Source organism: Streptosporangium sp. CA-115845, from assembly GCF_050943795.1.
Classification (GTDB): domain Bacteria; phylum Actinomycetota; class Actinomycetes; order Streptosporangiales; family Streptosporangiaceae; genus Streptosporangium.
The window spans coordinates 3,624,201-3,643,269 of the sequence record NZ_CP191988.1; the positions used below are offsets into that span (position 1 = coordinate 3,624,201).

Sequence of the window (19,069 nt, forward strand, 5' to 3'; positions counted from 1 at the left end):
TCTGTGCGAGCAGTGGAACGTGGGTGATGAAATAGGTCTGTGGACACAAACGCGCTGATCGACCTGTATGACACCCTCCTCCTTGATCTCGATGGGGTGGTGTATCTCGGGCGCGACGCCGTACCCGGGGCGCCCGAGGCGCTACGCCGGGCGGCGGAGCGTGGCGTGCGCCTCGCCTATGTCACCAACAACGCCTCACGCACCCCCGGCGCCATCGCCCAGCACCTGAGCGCGCTGGGCGCTCCGGCGACCCCAGATGACGTCGTCACCTCCGCCCAGGCCGCCGCACGGCTCGTGGCCGAGCGGGTCGAACCGGGTGCCGCGGTGCTGGTGGTCGGCGGGATGGGACTGCGCACCGCGTTGCGCGCCCATGGTCTGCGTCCGGTCAGCACCGCCCTGGACAGTCCGGTCGCGGTCGTCCAGGGCATAGCCCCCGACCTCTCCTACGGCCTGCTGACCGAGGGGACACTCGCGGTGCAAGAGGGGGCGCTCTTCGTGGCCGCGAACGCCGACTCGACCATGCCGACCGGCAGAGGTGAGTTTCCCGGCAACGGCGCGATGGTCAGGGTCATCGCCACGGCGACCGGGGTGGAGCCGATCGTCGCGGGCAAGCCCGAGCCGCCCCTGCATCGGGAGTCGATGCTCCGTACCGGATCGCGGCGGCCCCTGGTGGTCGGCGACCGGCTCGACACCGACATCGAGGGGGCGACCAACGCCGGAGTCGACAGCCTGCTGGTTCTGACGGGGGTGGCGAGCGCGCTCGACGTGCTGACCGCCGCCCCCCGGCACCGGCCGACCTATGTCGCCGGCGATCTGTCCGCACTGCACCGGCCCTATCCCGAGGTGCGGCGGGCCGGGGACGGGTGGACCTGCGACGGGTGGACGGCCCGCTGGGAGGAGGGTGTCCTCACCCTTGAGGGTGGAGGTGAGCCGCTCGACGGCCTCCGCGCCGCCTCAGCCGCGACCTGGGAGGCCGCGGGGGAGGGCCGGGCGGACGAGGACGCGGTGAAGGCGGCACTCGACTCCGCGCTCTCGCCCGCCGGCTGAGAGGGCTGTTTTCGTCCCGGCGGTCTCTCCCCTCAGGTGATCCCGCCCTCGGGCGGGGCCCTCAGAGAAGTTTGCGCAGGCGGAGAAGGTCTCCGAAGCTGGCGTCGACCCTGACCCGGCCGCCGAACACGGCCCGTCCCATGTCGAGTTCCCCGTTGACCAGGGCGACGAGATCATCGCTGCCGATGGTCAGCTTCACCTCGGCCTCCCTGCCGTCGTCCGAGGGCAGATCCTCGAAGGGGCCGAGGCCGCCGTGGTGGATGCGACCGTAAAAGGTCACGCCGAGATCCTTGATGTGGCAGCTGATACTGCGCTCGACCACGTGCTTGGCGCGGCTTGCCTGGTCAACCTCGTCGAACTGCTCGCCGAGTTTGCGCAGTGCCGCCCGGCACTCGTCGACGGTCGCCATCGCGTGGCGCTCCCTTCTCTTCCGGACCGGCCTGAATCCCTTTCAGGTACGGACGGTAGCGTTCCACATGGGCACGGCATGCAATCCGGCGCGGGGGTGTGCCGGGAAAGGGGCGTACGCCGCGGCGTACGAAACCCCGAGGAGGGCGTGCTTGGGCGGCCGCCGACCTTAACGAGATGACAACGCGCGAGACCCCCGCGATAGTTCGCGCTTTACCCAGCTTTGAAGAACCCGCTCTCCTGACCCACGCCGGGGCGGAGCGAGGCCCACCGGGGCGACGGGGGACGCGGGTTCCGATACGGTCGGGGAATTCACGGGCACCGGGCCGGTGAGCGTCGCGTCCGTGCGGCGGCAAGGGGCGCCGAGACGGCCACGACGGCCGAGGCGGCCAGGAGAGGATCCGGAGGGGGCGCATGACGGACCTGCTTGAGGAGACGGGCGACGAGCGGGCGGACGCCGCGCTGGGCGGGCTCGCCCGGCTCGGTGCCCTGCCCGTCTGCGCGCACGCGGACGTCTTCGAGGAGGTGCTCACCGGACTGGAGCAGGCGCTCGCCTCGGTGGACGACGTCCCGGACCGGCACCCGTGAGCCGGCGGGCACGCCTCGACAGCGAACTCGTCCGCAGGAGGCTGGCGCGGTCCAGGGAACAGGCGGCCCAGCTCATCGAGGCCGGCAGGGTCAGCGTCGGCGGCCAGGTGGCGGCCAAGCCGGCGACCCAGGTCGACACCGCCTCGGCCATCGTGGTGGTGGAGGCGGCCGAGGGTCCGGACTACGTCTCGCGAGGGGCGCACAAGCTCCTCGGCGCGCTGGAGGCATTCGGCCCCCGCGGCCTCACGGTCGCCGGGCGCCGCTGCCTGGACGCCGGTGCCTCCACCGGGGGCTTCACAGACGTGCTGCTGCGCGGCGGCGCGACCCACGTGCTGGCCGTCGACGTCGGCTACGGCCAGCTCGCCTGGTCGCTGCGGACCGACGACAGGGTCACGGTCATGGAGCGGGTCAACGTCAGGGACCTGACGCCGGACATGGTCGGCGAGGCGCCCACCCTGGTCGTCGGAGACCTCTCCTTCATCTCGCTGCGCCTGGTACTGCCCGCCCTGGTGCGCTGCGCCGCCGAGCGGGCCGATTTCGCGATGCTGGTCAAGCCCCAGTTCGAGGTCGGCAGGGAGCGGGTCGGCGCGGGCGGCGTCGTCCGCGACCCCGCGCTTCGCGCGGAGGCCGTGCAGGACGTGGCCGAAGCCGCGCGGGCGCTCGGCCTGGCCGTGCGAGGGGTCACCGCGAGCCCGCTGCCCGGCCCGTCGGGCAACGTCGAGTACGTCATCTGGCTGGGTAAGGGAGAGGGGGCCCCGCCGGTCGCCGACCTCGGCGCCGAGATCGAGCGAGCGGTGGCGGAGGGCCCCCGGTAGCCGGCGACCCGGGAGAGCACGACCTGACATCCTGCCCGGAGCCGAAACTCGGGGCACCCACACTGGAAGAGCTGAGTTGACTTCCTCCCCAGAGCCAGAGCTCGGGGTCTCCACGCTCGAGGAGATGAGATGACTGCCAAGCGCGTCGTGCTGGTCACCGCGCACACCGGCCGGCCGGCGGCCGTCGACAGCGCCCGGATGGTGATCCAGCGGTTCCTGGACGCCGGGTTGACCGTGCGCGTCCTCAGCGCCGAGGCCGACGAGATCGCCTGTGCCGGGGCCGACGTGGTGCCCGCCGGTTCGGCGGCGGTCGACGACGCCGAGATGATGATCGTGCTCGGCGGCGACGGGAGCCTCCTGCGGGCGGCCGAGTTCGCCCGCCCGGCCGGCGTGCCGCTGCTGGGTGTGAACCTCGGACACGTGGGCTTCCTGGCGGAGGCCGAGGTGGAGAACCTGGCGGTCGCGGTCGACAGCGTGGTGGAAGGCCGCTACGACGTCGAGGAGCGGATGACCATCGAGGTCACCGCCCGCCTCAACGGCAAGTTGCTGGCCGACAGCTGGGCGCTGAACGAGGCCACCGTCGAGAAGAGCGAGAGGATGCTCGAGGTGGTCGCCGAGATCGACGGGCGCCCGCTGTCGCGCTGGGGGTGTGACGGGGTGATCTGCGCCACGCCGACCGGTTCCACCGCGTACGCCTTTTCCGCGGGAGGGCCGGTTGTCTGGCCCGAGGTGGAGGCGCTGCTGCTGGTGCCGATCAGCGCCCATGCGCTGTTCTCCCGGCCCCTGGTGGTCTCGCCCCGCTCCAGGCTCGCGCTGGAGGTCCAGACGGAGACCGCGGGAGCGGTGCTGTGGTGTGACGGGCGCCGCAGGTTCGACCTGCCCGCCGGGGCGAGGGTGGAGCTGCGGCGGGCCGAGCTCCCGGTAAGACTGGCTCGGCTGCACGGCCTGGAGGACACGGGCGCGCCGTTCACCGACAGGTTGGTCGCCAAGTTCGATCTCCCTGTACAGGGGTGGCGCGGACGGGTGAGGCCCTAGTACGGCAGGGCGGGTGACGTCTCAAGCGCGTAGGATCGTGCCCGCGCACCGCACTGATGTTCGGTGAATTCGATGTGACGGGAGGGACCAGTGCGACCTAGGGTCGAGGAGGTCCGCATCCAGGGGCTCGGCGTGATCGACGAGGCCGTCCTGGTGCTATCGCCGGGATTCACCGTGGTCACAGGCGAGACGGGTGCGGGCAAGACCATGGTGGTGACCGGTCTGGGGCTGCTGTTCGGCGGCCGGGCCGATCCCGCCCGGGTCCGTCCCGGCTCCGAGCGGGCCAGCATCGAGGGCACACTGATCGTCGACCCGGCGGGACGGGTCGCGCAGCAGGTGCAGGACGTGGGCGGCGAGGTGGAGGACGGCGAGTTGATCATCTCGCGGACCGTCTCCGTCGAGGGGCGCAGCCGTGCCTGGCTGGGGGGGCGCACCGTCCCCGTCGGCACGCTCACCTACCTGGCCGAGGACCTGGTGGCCGTGCACGGCCAGATGGACCAGCAGCGGCTGCTGCAGCCCGGCCGCCAGCGCGCCGCTCTCGACCGCTACGCGGGCGAGGAACTGGTCAAGCCGTTGCGCGCCTACGAGCAGGCGTACAAGCGGCACAGGAAGATCGCGGAGCAGCTGGCCGAGCTGACCACCAGAGCCAGGGAGCGCGCCCAGGAGGCCGACCAGCTCAGGTTCGGGCTCGGTGAGATCGAGAGGGTCGACCCCAAGGCCGGCGAGGAGACCGAGCTGCGCGAGGAGGAGGAACGGCTCTCCCACGCGGACTCCCTCCGGAGTGCCGCCGAGACGGCGCACCGGGCGCTGCTCGGTGACCCGATGTCCGGTGAGCAGGCCATGCCGGATGCCATCGCGCTGGTCGGCGAGGCCCGCACGGCGGTCGAGGCGGTGCGCGACTTCGACCCGGCGCTCGCCGGGATCGCCGAAAGGCTCGCCGAGGCGGGTTACCTGATCTCCGACGTCGCCACCGAGCTGGCCGCGTACGCCGAGTCGATCGACGCGGATCCGGGTCGGCTCGCGGCGGTGCAGGAGCGGCGGGCCGCGCTCATCCATGTCATCCGCAGATACGGCCAGGACACCGCCGAGGTGCTCGCCTGGGCCGCTCGGGCCGTTGCACGCGTCGCGGAGCTCGACGGTGACGACGACCGCATCGGTGAGCTCACCCGCGAGCACGAGGAGCTCACCGGGCGCCTCACCGAGCTGGCCGCCGAGCTGACCCGGGTCAGGTCGGTGGCCGCGGAGCGCTTCGGGCAGGCCGTGACCGAGGAGCTCACCGCGCTGGCCATGCCGCACGCCAGGGTGGTGGTCACCATCGTCGCCGCCCCCGAGTTCGGCCCGCACGGTGTCGACGAGGTCGAGCTACGGCTGTCGCCGCACCCCGCCTCGCCGCCCCTGCCGCTGAACAAGGGCGCCTCGGGCGGCGAGCTGAGCCGGGTGATGCTCGCCATCGAGGTGGTGTTCGCCGGCGCCGACCCGGTCCCGACGTTCGTCTTCGACGAGGTCGACGCGGGCGTGGGTGGCAAGGCCGCGGTGGAGATCGGCCGCAGGCTGGCGCGGCTGGCCAGGACCTCCCAGGTGATCGTCGTCACCCACCTTCCGCAGGTCGCGGCCTTCGCCGACCAGCATCTCGTGGTGGAGAAGGCCGATGACGGGAGCGTGGTGCGGAGCGGCGTGATCGCCCTCGACAAGGACGGCAGGGCGCGGGAGCTGTCCCGCATGCTCGCCGGGCTGGAGAACTCCGAGCTGGGCCGCGCGCACGCGGAGGAGCTCCTGTCGATCGCGGCCGCGGACAAGGCGTGACCGGACGCCCCCGGAAGGAGAGACGAGGGAGTAAGTAGCGGTTTGAAAGAGTAATCCGTATGTTCCGGGGGAGCAGGTGACGGGGGTCACGGGTGACGTATCTGACACGCTGCCGACTGTTTGGCTCTCCTGGTCGTTCACTCTGGCAGGATGGTCGTGATGAAGGTGCCGATTGACGGGCTTCAAGACAGGCTCACCGGGTACCTCCGCCGCAGGAAGGTCACGGACCTTCCCGGGGTGACGGCAGTGGCGAGAATCGATCGGCGGACCAAGAGGCTGACCAAGCGCCTCAGGGCCGGGGAAATCGCGATTATCGATCACGTTGACGTTGACCGGGTCAGCGCGGAGGCGCTTGTCGCGTGCGGTGCGGCAGGCGTCGTCAACGTCGCCGCGGGCATCAGCGGCCGTTACCCCAACCTGGGCCCGCAGATCATCGTTGACGCCGGGGTGTCGTTCGTGGACAACGCCACCTCCGAGCTGTTCGAGCGGATCAAGGACGGAGACCTGGTCCGGCTGCACGAGGGCGTCGTCTACCTCGACGAGGAGGCGGTCGGCAAGGGCGACGTGCAGACCCCCGAGTCCGTCGAGGCCGCGATGACCGAGGCGCGGGCCGGGCTGACCGTGCAGATCGAGGCGTTCGCGGCCAACACCATGGAGTACGTCCGCCGCGAGCGTGACCTCCTCATCGACGGGATCGGCGTTCCCGACGTCCGGACCGTCATGGAGGGCAGGCACGTCCTCATCGTGGTGCGCGGCTACCACTACAAGGAGGACATCGCCGCCCTCCGCCCCTACATCCGTGAATACCGCCCGGTCATGATCGGGGTGGACGGCGGGGCCGACGCGCTGCTGGAGGCCGGTTACCTGCCGGACATCATCGTCGGCGACTTCGACTCGGTCTCCACCAAGGCGCTCACCGCCGGTGCCGAGCTGGTCGTGCACGCCTACCGCGACGGCAGGGCGCCGGGGCTGGAACGGGTCCAGCAGCTCGGTCGCAGCGCGGTGATCTTCCCGGCGATCGGCACCAGCGAGGACATCGCCATGCTGCTCGCCGACGACAAGGGCGCCGACCTCATCGTCGCCGTCGGCACCCACGCGACGCTGGTGGAGTTCCTCGACAAGGGGCGCTCCGGCATGGCCAGCACCTTCCTCACCCGCCTGCGGGTGGGCAGCAAGCTCGTCGACGCAAAGGGCGTCAGCCGGCTCTACCGCAGCCGGATCTCCACCCCGTCCCTGCTCCTGCTCGTCGCCACCACGCTGATCACCATGGGAGTGGCGATCGTCGTCTCTTCGGTGGGCAAGATCTGGCTGGACAGCGTCCGCGACGTCTGGAGCGGCTTCATCTTCTGGTTGGTCGGACTCTTCTCGTGATCGATTTCCGCTATCACCTCGTCTCCATCGTCGCGATCTTCCTCGCGCTGTCGGTGGGCATCGTGCTGGGCACCACCCTCCTCGAAGACCCCGTCATCAAGGCGAGCGAGGGCCTGGCCAACCAGCTCCGCGAGGGCAACAACGAGCTCCGCAACCAGGTGGAGGCCCTGCAGAGGCGGGAGGCGGGCAACGACGCCTTCGTGCTCGCCGACACCCCCCGGCTGGTCCAGGACGCGCTCGTGGGCAAGCGTGTCGTGGTCGTCGAGGCACCGGGCGCCACGGTGAGCGTGCGTGAGTCGGCGCAGCAGGTGATCGAGGAGGCCGGGGCGATCGTGACCGGCCGGATCACCCTCACCGAGAGGTACATCGACCCCGCCCAGACGGGTTTCGTCGACAAGCTGGCCGTCGGGTCCAAGGCCGCCGAGACCGTCTTCCCCGTCGAGGGCACGGCCTACGACAAGGCGGCCCAGGTGCTCGCCGACGCGATCGTGACCAGCGACCCCGTCCAGGCGGGCAAGGAGCATCCGGCCGGCGTGGGCATCCTCGACGCCTTCCAGCGTGCCGGCCTGCTCACCATCACCGACGACCCCGCCAAGCGCGCGGAACTGGCCCTGATGATCGCACCCGCGGAGGCGTACACCGGAGAGACCGCCGCCGGGCGGGCGGGCGCGCTCGTGGCACTGGCGCTGGGCCTCGACGAGGTGGGCCAGGGCACGGTACTGGCCGGTACGCAGACCTCCGCCGCGACCGGTGGGATCATCACCGCGCTCCGTGAGGAGACCTCCTTCACGGAGAAGGTCTCCAGTGTCGACACCGCGGATATGCCCGCGGGGCGGGTCGTGGTGGTCTACGCTCTCCGAGAGCAACTGGCCGGGCTCGCCGGCCAGTACGGCATAGGCTCCGGCGTCTCTGGTATCGAGCCCAGCGCGACGCCCACCCCCACGGCCGTCACGGCCACCTCCGGAGGATGATCCGATGGCTCGTCGTGCTTTTCTCGGTGCCCTCACCGGTGCGCTCCTCGGCGCGGTCGCCGCGCGTGCCGCGTACGCGGCCTTCACCCGCAGGCCTCCGGTGGGCGATGTGGAGACCTGGGCGCGCACGAACCACAGGGGCGAACCGATCACCCTGCTCGAGGGCCCGGCGTTCGTCGCCGGCGCCGGTGCCGCGGCGGCCGTGATCCCCGGCATGACCGGCAGGGCCCGGGTGGCGGCGCTGCTGGCCGCGGTGGGGGCCGGCGGCCTCGGTGCCTACGACGACCTGTACGGCGCGACCTCCTCCAAGGGGTTCAAGGGGCATCTGAGCGCCCTGGCCAAGGGGGAGGTCACCAGCGGGGCCGTGAAGATCCTCGGTATCGGCGCGACCGGCCTGGCCACCGCGGCCGCCACCTCCCGCGCGCCCCTCGACGTCGCCGTCAACGGCGCGCTGATCGCCGGGAGCGCCAACCTGGCCAACCTCTTCGACCTGCGTCCCGGGCGTGCCGTCAAGGTGGGCCTGCTCGCCGGCGCCCCCCTGCTCGCCGCGGCTCTGCTCAGGGACGACCCGGTCCCGGCCACCCTGGCCGCGCTTCCCATGGGTGCCGCCGCCGCGCTGCTGCCCGAGGACCTCGGTGAGCGGGCCATGCTCGGCGACGCGGGGGCCAACGCGCTGGGCGCGCTTGTCGGCCTGGCCGCCGCCGTCACCCTGGGCCGTCCGGGACGCCTGGCCGTGCTCGGCACGGTGGTCGCGCTGACCGCCGCCTCGGAGAAGGTCAGCTTCACCAAGGTGATCGCGGGCAACCCCGTCCTGCACCGCTTCGACATGCTGGGCCGTCGTCCCGTGGAGCAGGCACCCGCCACCCGATGAGCAGCAGGATCGCCCAGGGGGTCGCGGGAGCGGCACTTCTCATCGGGATCGTGACCGTCCTGGCCCGGCTCGTCGGGTTCGGCCGCTATCTCGTCCAGTCACAGACCGTCGGCAACCTCTGCCTGAGCACCGCCTACAACACCGCCAACTACGTGCCCAACATCGTCTTCGAGCTGGTGGCGGGCGGCGCGCTGGCCGGGATGGTGGTGCCGGTGCTGGCCTCGGCGGCCGCCAGGGCCGACGACGACCCCGAGGCCAGGGCGGAGGCCGGCCAGATCACCTCGGCGCTGCTCACCTGGGTGATGCTCGTCATGGTGCCGCTGGCGCTGCTCATCGTGGCGTTCGCCGGGCCGATCGTCGCGCTGCTGGTGGGCGATCCACGTGGTTGCGACCTGACCACGGTCATCGAGGCCGGAACCGGCATGCTCCTCCTCTTCGCCCCTCGAATGATCTTCTTCGGGCTGGCCGTGGTCCTGTACGGCGTGCTCCAGGCACACCGGCGGTTCATGGGACCGGCCCTGGCTCCGCTGGTCTCCAGCCTGCTCATCGTCGGCTCCAACCTGCTGTTCGGCGCGGTCAACGGGGAGGCCGCCGAGGACCTGACGGAGCTGACCACCGCCGGGCAGCTGTCGCTCTCCCTCGGCGCGACCGTCGCCGCCGCCGCGATGGTGCTCACCGTCATCGGCCCGGTGGCCCGGCTCGGGCTCAGGCTGCGGCCCTCCCTGTCTTTCCCACCGGGCGTCGCGACCCGGGCACGGGGCCTGGCGGGTGCCGGCATCGCCGTGCTGATCGCGCAGCAGATCACGCTGCTCGTCGTCATCGTCCTGGCCAACGACCTGGGCGGGGACGGCGCGATCGGCGTCTACACCTACTCCTGGGCGCTGTACCAGCTGCCGTACGCGGTGCTGGTGATGCCGATCGCCACCAGTTCCTTCCCAGTGCTCTCCACTCGGGCGCAGGAGGGGGACGGGGCCGGCTTCGACAGCCTGACCTCCTCCACCATCCGGGCCGTGCTGCTGGTGACGGGGCTCGCGGCCGGGGTGATGGCCGCGGTCGCCGTACCGGTGTCAGAGGTCTTCCTGCGGGGCACCCCGGGCGGCGAGCCCGCCGAGATGGCCAGGGCCGTCGCGCTGTTCGCGCCCGGTGTGGTCGGGTACGCGCTCATGTTGCACCTCGCCCGCATCCTGTACTCCTGTGGCCTGGGCCGGTCGGCGGCCGTCGCCTCGGTGGCCGGATGGGCCGTCGCGCTGGCGGCCCAGGTCGTGCTCGCCCATGCCGCCGCGGATCCGGCGGACGTGGTCGGGCAGCTGGCACTGGGCAGCACGATCGGCATGACCGTCGGCGGGCTGCTGCTGGCCCTCGCGGTGTTGCGCGCCAGGGGGAGGGCCGCGCTGGAGGGTACGCCGCGTACCCTCCTGGCGGCCCTGGTCGGCGGTGTCGCGGCCTGGGGGGCGGGCCTGACCCTGGTCAGCATTTTCGGGGCGGTGTCCAAGCCGGCCTACGTGGCGGTCGGACTGGCCGCCGCGACGGCCGGGGTGGCCGCGTTCGCGGCCGTGGCGGTGACGGTCGACAGGCGAGACGCCCAGGCACTGCTGGCCAGGCTGCGCGGCGGAGCCGCGAGGGAGGGGAGCGGTTTTGACGGTTGATCAGGGGACGCGCGTGGCGTTCGTGCTGGGAACGAGCGAGGGAGGGGTCGGCAGACACGTCGCCATGCTGGCCGGAGGGCTGGTGCGCGGCGGCCACCGGGTGGTCGTGGCAGGTCCCCCGAGCACGGAGCGGGCCTTCGGGTTCGCCGCACTCGGCGCACGCTTCGTGCCGGTGCCGATCTCCGACCGGCCCCGCCCACTCGACGATCTACGGGCGGTCATGGCGCTCAGGACGCTGCGCGGGGCGCATGCCGTGCATGCCCACGGGCTGAGAGCCGGGGCGCTGGCGGCGATCGCGCTGGCCGGAACCGGAACCGGCCTGGTGGTGACCCTGCACAACGCCGCGACCGCGGGCGGCGTGGTCGGCGCGGTCTACGGCCTCCTGGAACGGATCGTGGCCCGCCGCGCCGACCGGATCCTGGTCGTCTCCTCCGATCTGGGGGAGCGGATGGCCCACCTGGGGGCCAGGGGTGTCGAGGCCGCCGTGGTCCCGGCGCCCGCGCTGCCTCCTTCCGGGCGCGAGGCCGGGGACATCCGGCGGGAGCTCGGTACGGGAGAGCGGGCGATCTTCCTGACGGTCGCCAGGCTCGCCCAGCAGAAGGGCCTGGAGACCCTGCTCGATGTGGCGAAGGCCCTGCCGGAGGTTCGCCGGGACGCGGAGCACGCGTCGGGGCCGGTGTTCCTGGTGGCGGGGGAGGGGCCGCTGCGAGCGGAGTTGCAGGAGCGAATCGACCGGGAGAACCTGCCGGTACGGCTGCTCGGTGCCCGTACCGACGTGGCGGACCTACTCGGGGTGGCCAGGGCACTGCTGGTGCCGAGCCGCTGGGAGGGGCAGCCGCTCACCGTGCAGGAGGCCCTGCGGGCGGGTACGGCGGTGATCGCCACCGCGGTGGGGGGCATCCCGGCGATGGTGGGTGAGGCGGGGCTGCTGGTGCCGTACGGGGACGTCGCGGCGATGCGCGACGCGGTCGCGAGGGTGCTCGCCGACGACGGTCTCGCGGAGGAGCTGGCCGTTGCCGCCGCCAGGCGAGGCCGTGGGATGCCGGGTGAACCGGAGGCACTGGAGGCGGTGCTCGCGGTCTACGCCGGGCTTTCCCCGAGGGGCTGAAAGGGCCCGATCACGGTCCGTGCCAGATTTCCGAAGCCTGGTGGCGGGCGAGGCCGGAAGCCCGATGGAACAGGCGGAGAGGTCGTGATGTTGGATTAGGCGCCACCATGCCGGAGACCTATACTGGCGTGTTTAGGGGGGGAGTATCCCTTCGCGGCAGTCTCGTCATCACGGTGTTGCCTCGCTCCACGAGGCCCCCGGGGCTGTCGGTCCGCACTTCGACCATCTCAGTCGATGCCTCATGCGGGCGGGAGAGACCTCCGGCAGTCTGTCGTGCGCGCCGCCGGAGGTTTATCAGTTGTGATTGTTCCTGTCTGGGCATGGTTGGCCGTTATCGGCGGTCTGCTCATCGTTCTCGCCTTCGATCTGTGGATCGTCGACCGGGGCGAGCCGCGGGAGTTCTCCCTCAAGCAGGCCGGGTTCTGGGTCGGCTTCTACGTCACCCTCGCGGTGATTTTCGGTATCGTGTTGTGGATCTTCGCGGGCCCCACCTCCGCGGGACAGTTCTTCGCCGGCTACATCACCGAGTACAGCCTGAGCGTCGACAACCTTTTCGTCTTCTACATCATCATGACCCGCTTCGCGGTGCCGAAGGTCCACCAGCACAAGGTGCTGCTGATCGGCATCGTGATGGCGCTGGTCATGCGCAGCGTCTTCATCGCCCTCGGCGCCGCGGCCCTGTCCAACTTCGGCTGGCTGTTCTACGTCTTCGGCCTGTTCCTGATCTACACCGCGGTCCAGCTCGTCCGCCAGTTCGGCCAGGAGGAGGACCTTCAGGAGAACGCGGTCCTGCGCTGGGCCCGGCGGGTGCTGCCGCACACCGACGACTACGTGGGTTCCAAGGTCGTCGTCAAGGTCAACGGCAGGCGCATGGTCACCCCGCTGCTGATCGTCATGATCGCCATCGGCACCACCGACCTGCTGTTCGCGCTCGACTCGATTCCGGCGATTTTCGGCCTGACCACCGACGCCTTCATCGTCTTCACCGCGAACGCGTTCGCGCTGATGGGTCTGCGCCAGCTCTACTTCCTGCTGGGAGGTCTGCTCCAGCGGCTGGTCTACCTCAGCTTCGGTCTCGCGTTCATCCTCGGTTTCATCGGGGTTAAGCTGATCCTTGAGGCGCTGCACTCCAGTGGCGTCTCCTGGGCTCCCGAAGTGCCGATCTGGGTGTCACTGTCGGTTATCGTCGTCACCATGGTCGTCACCACCGCGATCAGCCTGGCGAAGGTCCGGCGTGATGCTCGTGTAGGCAAGGAAAACACCACCCCGGCGAGTGTCGAGCAGGGCTAGCGAATCGGCGTGTGAGGCGCTTTGCTTGTCTCATTGCGCCTTATAAGGGCTAAGAGATGGGTAACATCCTGCCCCAGAGCGGGTAGACATACCGGTCTAATGCCGCAAGACATCACAAAAGGTTCCCTGTGTCCCACGATTCAGTAAGCCACCGGCCCGGTCCGCTGGGCCTGGCGCGTGGCGTCTCCCCGTGGTTGCTCCCGACCGTGGCCGCCGCCACCGTGACCTCCCTGCTCAGCCGCCGTGACCGGCGCTGGGCGCTGGCGGCGGTTCCGCTGACCGCGCTCACCGGGGGGATGCTCTGGTTCTTCCGCGATCCGGATCGGACTCCGGGCACCGGGCGGATCCTGTCGCCCGCGGACGGTGTGGTGCAGAGCATCGATCCATGGCCGGACGGCCGGACCAGGGTGGCGATCTTCATGAGCCCACTCGACGTGCATGTCAACCGGGCGCCACTGGCCGGCACGGTCACCTCGGTGGAGCATGTTTCCGGGGGGTACCTGCCCGCCTTCAACAAGGACAGTGACACCAACGAGCGGGTCGTCTGGCACCTGGACACCGCGCTCGGCGACATCGAGTTCGTTCAGATCGCCGGTGCGGTCGCTCGCCGCATCGTGCCCTACGCGGCCGAGGGGGCGAAGGTCGCCAGAGCCGAGCGGATCGGCCTGATCAGGTTTGGCTCGCGGGTCGACGTCTACCTTCCCGAGGGGATCGCCCCGGCCGTCTCGGTGGGCCAGCGGACCGTCGCGGGGGTGACCGGTCTTGACCACGGCTGACGCGAGCTGGCCGATGGACGAGACGGACGACGAGCCGCGAGGGCCCGTGGGCAAGGCGTTCCGCCTGTCGGCCGCCGACTCCCTCTCGCTCGGTAACGCCCTCTGTGGCTTCCTGGCGGTCTGCGTGCTCTCCTGGTCGGCCATCAACGCGCTGCAGGAGGGCAAGCCCTTCGCGGCCGACCCCCGGTTCTTCGGCACCGCCGTGGTGCTCCTGCTGATCGGTGCCACCTGTGACCTGTTCGACGGCCTGGTGGCCAGGAAGTTCCGCGCCTCGGCCATGGGCGCCGAGCTGGACAACCTCGCCGACGTGATCAGTTTCGGTTTCGCCCCCGCCTTCATGGTGGTCATCTGGGCGGGGTTCAATCCGCAGATCCCGTTCCTGCTGGTGATGACCGCGGCGGCGTCCGTGCTGCTGGCCGGGGTCATCCGGCTGGCGCGTTTCGCCTGCGTGAAGACCAAGAGCGGCGACTTCATGGGCCTGCCCATCCCGATGGGCGCCATGACCGTGGTCTCGGTCGTACTGCTGTTCCCCCCGTCGACCTGGACGATCCTGCCCATCTTCGGTGTGGCGTATCTCATGGTGAGCCGGATCGAGTACCCCAAGCCCAAGGGCAACGTGGCCGCCGGGGTACTCGCCTGGATGATGATCAATGTTGCCTGCCTGACCATCTGGGTCGCGGGCCTGGCCGGTGGCGACACGCTGATCAAGGTCGGGGCCGTCATGCAGATGACGATCGTGGCGGCCATCCCGCTGCGTGTCCTGATGTTCAAGCGGGAGAAGCGCAAGGAGCAGCGCAGGGCGTCCGCCGAAGTCGGCTGACCGCCGGGACCGCCCGCCGGGACCGGCGGTCCCCGCGGGCGGAGGATCCCTGTCGGCGCGGGCGGTGAGACCTCCGCGCCGCGAGCTCACCAGCCCCGCTCGCGCCACTCGGGCAGGCAGGGGCGCTCGGCGCCGAGCGTGGTGTCCCTGCCGTGGCCCGGATAGACCCAGGTGTCGTCCGGCAGCCGGTCGAAGATCCGCTCTGACACGTCGGCGAAGAGCTGGGCGAACCGCTCGGGATCCTTGTTGGTGTTGCCGACACCGCCGGGGAAGAGCGAGTCGCCGGTGAACAGGTGACCGGGGTGGTACAGGGCGATCGAACCCGGGGTGTGCCCACGCAGGTGGATCACCTCCAGGCCGACCTCGCCGACGGTGATCTCCTCGCCGTGCCCCACCTCCAGGTCCACCGGCACCGGCAGCCCCGGCGCGTCGAGCGGGTGGGCGATCACCGAGGCGCCGGTCGCCCTGGCGACCTCCTCCAGGGCCTGCCAGTGGTCGCCGTGCTGGTGGGTAGTGATGATCTTGCTGATCGGCCGGTCACCGATGAGCTCCAGCAGCCGGTCGGGCTCGGCGGCCGCGTCGATGAGCGCGCCGTCCCCGGTCCGGGTGCAGCGGAGCAGGTAGGCGTTGTTGTCGAACGGGCCGACGGCCAGCTTGGCGATCGTCAGGCCGGGCAGTTCACGCAGGTCTGCGGGGCCGCCGACCCGCACATCACCGGTGTACGTCACGGATTCTCCTCGGATGGTGTCACGGCAAGGTGGGGAGCGGGTGGTGTCCGTTCCCACCCCTCATCATTGCCACCCGGCGGGTGGTGCGGGGCATAAGGGGGGTGTTCACCCTGTTGAAACCGGGGACGACCTGCCACATCCACGGGAAGACCGTAGTCTGGAGAGGGCGGGGAACCCCTGAGCTCCGGACGCCGGCCCGGAAAATTGTCGGTCTCTCTCGCTAGTCTTCCCGCGACCGCTTCCAACCCTCTAAAACGACGTCGGGACTACCGTGGCTGACCGCCTCATCGTGCGTGGTGCACGTGAACACAACCTCAAGGACGTCTCGCTGGACCTCCCGCGAGACTCTCTGATCGTCTTCACCGGGCTGTCCGGCTCGGGCAAGTCCAGTCTGGCCTTCGACACGATCTTCGCCGAAGGCCAGCGCCGCTATGTCGAGTCACTGTCGGCCTACGCGCGGCAGTTCCTCGGGCAGATGGACAAGCCCGACGTCGACTTCATCGAGGGTCTCTCACCCGCGGTGTCGATCGACCAGAAGTCGACGAGCCGCAACCCGCGCTCCACGGTCGGCACGATCACCGAGGTCTACGACTACCTGCGCCTGCTCTGGGCACGCATCGGCAAGCCGCACTGCCCCCGGTGCGGGCGGGCGATCGCCAGGCAGAGTCCCGAGCAGATCGTCGACCGGGTGATGGAGCTCCCCGAGGGCACCCGCTTCCAGGTGCTCGCCCCGGTGGTCCGCGGTCGCAAGGGCGAGTACGCCGAGCTTTTCAGCCAGTTGCAGGCCAAGGGCTTCGCCCGTGCCCGCGTCGACGGCACGGTGGTCCGGCTGGATGAGCCGCCGACGCTGAAGAAGCAGGAGAAGCACGACATCGAGGTGATCGTCGACCGCCTGGCGGTGAAGGAGGGCGCGAGCAGCCGCCTGACCGGCTCGGTGGAGACCGCCCTGCAGCTGTCGGGCGGGACGATCACCCTGGAGTTCGTCGACCTGCCCGAGGACGACCCGAACCGCGAGCGCTTCTACTCGGAGCACCTCTACTGCCCCTACGACGACCTGTCGTTCGAGGAGCTGGAGCCCCGCTCGTTCTCGTTCAACTCGCCCTTCGGCGCCTGTCCCGAGTGCACGGGCCTGGGCGTCCGGATGGAGGTCGACCCCGACCTGATCGTGCCCGACCCGGAGAAGCCGCTGGGCGAGGGCGCGATCTCCCCGTGGGCCGGGGGTCACACCAGCGACTACTTCGTCCGCCTCGTCGAGGCGCTCGGCCTGAACATGGGGTTCAGCCTCGACACCCCGTGGGAGCGGCTGCCGAAGAAGGCGCAGAAGGCTCTGCTCTACGGTCACGACGAGCAGGTCCACGTCCGCTACAGCAACCGCTACGGCCGGGAGCGCTCCTACTACACCACCTTCGAGGGGGCCATCCCCTGGGTGCAGCGTCGCCACGGTGAGTCCGACAGCGACGGCATGCGCGAGAAGTACGAAGGCTACATGCGGGAGATCCCGTGCCCGGCCTGCGAGGGGGCCAGGCTCAAGCCGGTCTCGCTGGCCGTCACGGTCGACGGCCGCTCGATCGCCGAGGTCTCGGCGATGTCGATCGGCGACTGCGCGACGTTCCTGGCGGGGCTGACGCTGTCGGACCGTGACATGCACATCGCCGAGCGGGTGGTCAAGGAGATCAACGCCCGGATGGGTTTCCTGCTCGACGTGGGCCTCGACTACCTGACCATGGACCGAGCCTCAGGCACCCTCGCGGGTGGTGAGGCACAGCGCATCCGGCTCGCCACCCAGATCGGCTCCGGCCTGGTCGGTGTGCTGTACGTGCTGGACGAGCCCTCCATCGGCCTGCACCAGCGCGACAACCAGCGGCTGCTGGAGACCCTGATCAGGCTGCGCGACATGGGCAACACGCTCATCGTGGTCGAGCACGACGAGGACACCATCGCCGCCGCCGACTGGGTGGTCGACATCGGCCCGGGGGCGGGTGAGCACGGCGGCCAGGTCGTCGTCTCCGGCACCGTGGCCGACCTGTTGGCCTCGGAGGAGTCGATGACCGGCGCCTACCTGTCCGGCCGCAAGACCATCGCCATCCCCGCCGTACGCCGCAAGCGCGACAGGAAGCGGCAGCTCACCGTGAAGGGCGCCCGCGAGCACAACCTCAAGGGCGTCGACGTGGAGTTCCCCCTCGGACTGCTGACCGCGGTCACCGGGGTCTCGGGGTCCGGCAAGTCCACCCTGGTCAACGACATCCTCTACAACGCGCTGGCCAAGGAGCTGAACGGCGCGCGTACCGTCCCCGGCCGGCACGCGCGGGTCAACGGGATGGACCTGGTCGACAAGGTCGTGCACGTGGACCAGTCGCCGATCGGACGCACGCCCCGTTCCAACCCGGCGACCTACACCGGCGTCTTCGACAAGGTCCGTGACCTGTTCGCGCAGACCACGGAGGCCAAGGTCCGCGGCTACCAGAAGGGGCGCTTCAGCTTCAACGTCAAGGGCGGCCGGTGCGAGGCGTGCTCGGGAGACGGCACCCTCAAGATCGAGATGAACTTCCTGCCGGACGTCTACGTGCCCTGTGAGGTCTGTCACGGGGCGCGCTACAACCGGGAGACCCTGGAGGTCCACTACAAGGGCAAGACGATCTCCGAGGTGCTCGACATGCCGATCGAGGAGGCCCTGGGCTTCTTCGACTCCATCCCGTCCATCAAGCGCTACCTGCAGACGCTTTACGACGTCGGCCTGGGGTACGTCAGGCTCGGCCAGCCCGCCACGACCCTGTCCGGCGGTGAGGCCCAGCGTGTCAAGCTCGCCTCCGAACTGCAGCGCCGCTCCACCGGCCGGACGATCTACGTGCTCGACGAGCCCACCACCGGCCTGCACTTCGAGGACATCCGCAGGCTGCTGGGTGTGCTGGGCAAGCTCGTCGACGGTGGAAACACGGTCATCGTCATCGAGCACAACCTCGACGTGATCAAGACCGCGGACTGGCTGATCGACATGGGCCCGGAGGGCGGCTCCAGGGGAGGCAGCGTGCTCGCCGTCGGCACGCCCGAGGACGTCGCCCTGGTCGACGAGAGCCACACCGGCCGCTTCCTGCGCAAGATCCTCGGCACCTGAAGGCCGGATTCAGGGCCGGGCTCCCCCGTCAATACCCTTGACGCGGGAGCCCGGTTCTGAACGGGGATGATGTTGCGAGAAGGGCTGCGATGAGCATGCAGGAAACCTCCGCCATGCCTGCGCGCAGGCAGGTGATCGCCGCCGCGGGGGCCGTGGCGTGCGGGGCGGCGCTGGCCGGGTGCGGCAGCGGGGAGCCCGCCGCCGCCATCGTGCCGCCGGGGATCAAGGGGAAGGTCATCGCGAGGACCGCAGACATCCCGATGGGCGGCGGCAAGGTGATCACCAAGTGGAAGATCGTGATCACCCAGCCGACCTCTGGGGTGTTCAGGGCGTTCACGGCGAGCTGCCCGCACCGGGGGTGCGCGGTCGGGGGGGTCGGGGACGGCGTCATCCGCTGCCCCTGCCACGGCAGCGAGTTCGCCGCCGACTCCGGCAAATGCCTCAAGGGCCCGGCGGAGGCGCCGCTGGTCCAGTACGCGCTGAAGGTCGAGGGTGACGGGATCATCGTGGTCTGACGGTTCGCGCCGTCTTCTCCTCCAGGGGGCGGATTTGTCGGGCTCATCGGGGTCGGTTCGCCGGGGCCGAAGTCCGCGATGAGGGTTTCCGGGGGATTCTCTGGATGATCCAGAAAGAGGGCCAAGGGGGTAATTCTTCACAGTCTCCTGACGCGGCGTACGGCA

At 70.4% G+C, this 19,069-nt stretch carries 17 protein-coding genes; 15 read left to right on the plus strand and 2 right to left on the minus strand.

What is annotated here, in order from left to right; translation table 11 throughout:
* Positions 1–39 precede the first annotated feature (39 nt).
* Complete coding sequence (locus ACQP0P_RS18620; RefSeq protein WP_433378318.1) at positions 40–1,047, plus strand: HAD-IIA family hydrolase; 1,008 nt, start codon at positions 40–42, stop codon at positions 1,045–1,047.
* A 61-nt stretch (positions 1,048–1,108) separates the two neighbouring features.
* Here ACQP0P_RS18620 and ACQP0P_RS18625 read toward each other — a convergent pair whose 3' ends face one another.
* Positions 1,109–1,456, minus strand: coding sequence for an SCP2 sterol-binding domain-containing protein (locus tag ACQP0P_RS18625; RefSeq protein ID WP_030905074.1), 348 nt, complete (start codon positions 1,454–1,456; stop codon positions 1,109–1,111).
* 413 nt (positions 1,457–1,869) lie between these two features.
* Here ACQP0P_RS18625 and ACQP0P_RS18630 point away from each other — a divergent pair, with 413 nt between their 5' ends.
* The 12 genes from ACQP0P_RS18630 (at position 1,870) to pssA (ending at position 14,549) form a co-directional block, all read left to right on the plus strand.
* Positions 1,870–2,043 (plus strand): hypothetical protein, encoded by a 174-nt coding sequence (locus tag ACQP0P_RS18630; RefSeq protein ID WP_433378322.1) that lies wholly within the window; start codon positions 1,870–1,872, stop codon positions 2,041–2,043.
* Entirely contained in the window at positions 2,040–2,858 is an 819-nt protein-coding gene (locus tag ACQP0P_RS18635) for a TlyA family RNA methyltransferase (RefSeq protein ID WP_433378325.1), read from the plus strand. Before ACQP0P_RS18630 ends, ACQP0P_RS18635 begins: the two co-directional genes overlap by 4 nt.
* Positions 2,859–2,987: 129 nt before the next feature.
* Positions 2,988–3,893: an NAD kinase gene (locus ACQP0P_RS18640; RefSeq protein WP_343968981.1), complete on the plus strand. Its 906-nt coding sequence runs from the start codon at positions 2,988–2,990 to the stop codon at positions 3,891–3,893.
* A gap of 90 nt (positions 3,894–3,983) precedes the next feature.
* The gene (gene recN, locus ACQP0P_RS18645; RefSeq protein WP_433378329.1) at positions 3,984–5,696 is read left to right on the plus strand and encodes a DNA repair protein RecN; all 1,713 of its coding nucleotides are present in this window, start codon (positions 3,984–3,986) and stop codon (positions 5,694–5,696) included.
* 159 nt (positions 5,697–5,855) lie between these two features.
* Positions 5,856–7,067, plus strand: coding sequence for a putative cytokinetic ring protein SteA (gene steA, locus ACQP0P_RS18650; RefSeq protein ID WP_433378332.1), 1,212 nt, complete (start codon positions 5,856–5,858; stop codon positions 7,065–7,067).
* Positions 7,064–8,038, plus strand: a complete 975-nt coding sequence (locus ACQP0P_RS18655) for a copper transporter (protein ID WP_433378335.1) — start codon at positions 7,064–7,066, stop codon at positions 8,036–8,038. Before steA ends, ACQP0P_RS18655 begins: the two co-directional genes overlap by 4 nt.
* Before the next feature lie 4 nt (positions 8,039–8,042).
* On the plus strand, positions 8,043–8,909 hold the full coding sequence (locus ACQP0P_RS18660) for a hypothetical protein (RefSeq protein WP_433378338.1): 867 nt from the start codon (positions 8,043–8,045) through the stop codon (positions 8,907–8,909).
* Positions 8,906–10,555 carry a murein biosynthesis integral membrane protein MurJ gene (gene murJ / locus ACQP0P_RS18665; protein ID WP_433378341.1) on the plus strand — a complete coding sequence of 550 codons (1,650 nt, stop codon included), beginning with the start codon at positions 8,906–8,908 and terminating at the stop codon, positions 10,553–10,555. The genes ACQP0P_RS18660 and murJ overlap by 4 nt, the downstream gene beginning before the upstream one ends.
* Positions 10,545–11,663 (plus strand): glycosyltransferase family 4 protein, encoded by a 1,119-nt coding sequence (locus ACQP0P_RS18670; protein ID WP_433378344.1) that lies wholly within the window; start codon positions 10,545–10,547, stop codon positions 11,661–11,663. Before murJ ends, ACQP0P_RS18670 begins: the two co-directional genes overlap by 11 nt.
* 300 nt (positions 11,664–11,963) lie before the next feature.
* Complete coding sequence (locus ACQP0P_RS18675; RefSeq protein WP_433378346.1) at positions 11,964–12,953, plus strand: TerC family protein; 990 nt, start codon at positions 11,964–11,966, stop codon at positions 12,951–12,953.
* Between the two features lie 128 nt (positions 12,954–13,081).
* Positions 13,082–13,729, plus strand: coding sequence for a phosphatidylserine decarboxylase (locus tag ACQP0P_RS18680; protein WP_433378349.1), 648 nt, complete (start codon positions 13,082–13,084; stop codon positions 13,727–13,729).
* On the plus strand, positions 13,716–14,549 hold the full coding sequence (gene pssA, locus ACQP0P_RS18685) for a CDP-diacylglycerol--serine O-phosphatidyltransferase (RefSeq protein ID WP_433378351.1): 834 nt from the start codon (positions 13,716–13,718) through the stop codon (positions 14,547–14,549). Before ACQP0P_RS18680 ends, pssA begins: the two co-directional genes overlap by 14 nt.
* 86 nt (positions 14,550–14,635) lie before the next feature.
* Here pssA and ACQP0P_RS18690 read toward each other — a convergent pair whose 3' ends face one another.
* Positions 14,636–15,277 (minus strand): MBL fold metallo-hydrolase, encoded by a 642-nt coding sequence (locus ACQP0P_RS18690; RefSeq protein WP_433378354.1) that lies wholly within the window; start codon positions 15,275–15,277, stop codon positions 14,636–14,638.
* Between the two features lie 271 nt (positions 15,278–15,548).
* On the opposite strand from ACQP0P_RS18690, the gene uvrA reads away from it, so the two are divergent.
* Together uvrA and ACQP0P_RS18700 are read left to right on the plus strand one after the other, a co-directional pair.
* Positions 15,549–18,389: an excinuclease ABC subunit UvrA gene (gene uvrA / locus ACQP0P_RS18695; protein ID WP_433378356.1), complete on the plus strand. Its 2,841-nt coding sequence runs from the start codon at positions 15,549–15,551 to the stop codon at positions 18,387–18,389.
* An 89-nt stretch (positions 18,390–18,478) separates the two neighbouring features.
* Positions 18,479–18,904 (plus strand): Rieske (2Fe-2S) protein, encoded by a 426-nt coding sequence (locus ACQP0P_RS18700; RefSeq protein ID WP_433378359.1) that lies wholly within the window; start codon positions 18,479–18,481, stop codon positions 18,902–18,904.
* Positions 18,905–19,069 lie beyond the last annotated feature (165 nt).

What these genes read in the sequence shown, in the direction of transcription:
- ACQP0P_RS18625 (WP_030905074.1), bottom strand. Translation starts at nt 1,456, where the DNA reads ATGGCGACCGTCGACGAGTGCCGGGCGGCACTGCGCAAACTCGGCGAG.
- ACQP0P_RS18630 (WP_433378322.1), top strand. Translation starts at nt 1,870, where the DNA reads ATGACGGACCTGCTTGAGGAGACGGGCGACGAGCGGGCGGACGCCGCG.
- ACQP0P_RS18640 (WP_343968981.1), top strand. Translation starts at nt 2,988, where the DNA reads ATGACTGCCAAGCGCGTCGTGCTGGTCACCGCGCACACCGGCCGGCCG.
- steA (WP_433378332.1), top strand. Translation starts at nt 5,856, where the DNA reads ATGAAGGTGCCGATTGACGGGCTTCAAGACAGGCTCACCGGGTACCTC.
- ACQP0P_RS18660 (WP_433378338.1), top strand. Translation starts at nt 8,043, where the DNA reads ATGGCTCGTCGTGCTTTTCTCGGTGCCCTCACCGGTGCGCTCCTCGGC.
- murJ (WP_433378341.1), top strand. Translation starts at nt 8,906, where the DNA reads ATGAGCAGCAGGATCGCCCAGGGGGTCGCGGGAGCGGCACTTCTCATC.
- ACQP0P_RS18700 (WP_433378359.1), top strand. Translation starts at nt 18,479, where the DNA reads ATGAGCATGCAGGAAACCTCCGCCATGCCTGCGCGCAGGCAGGTGATC.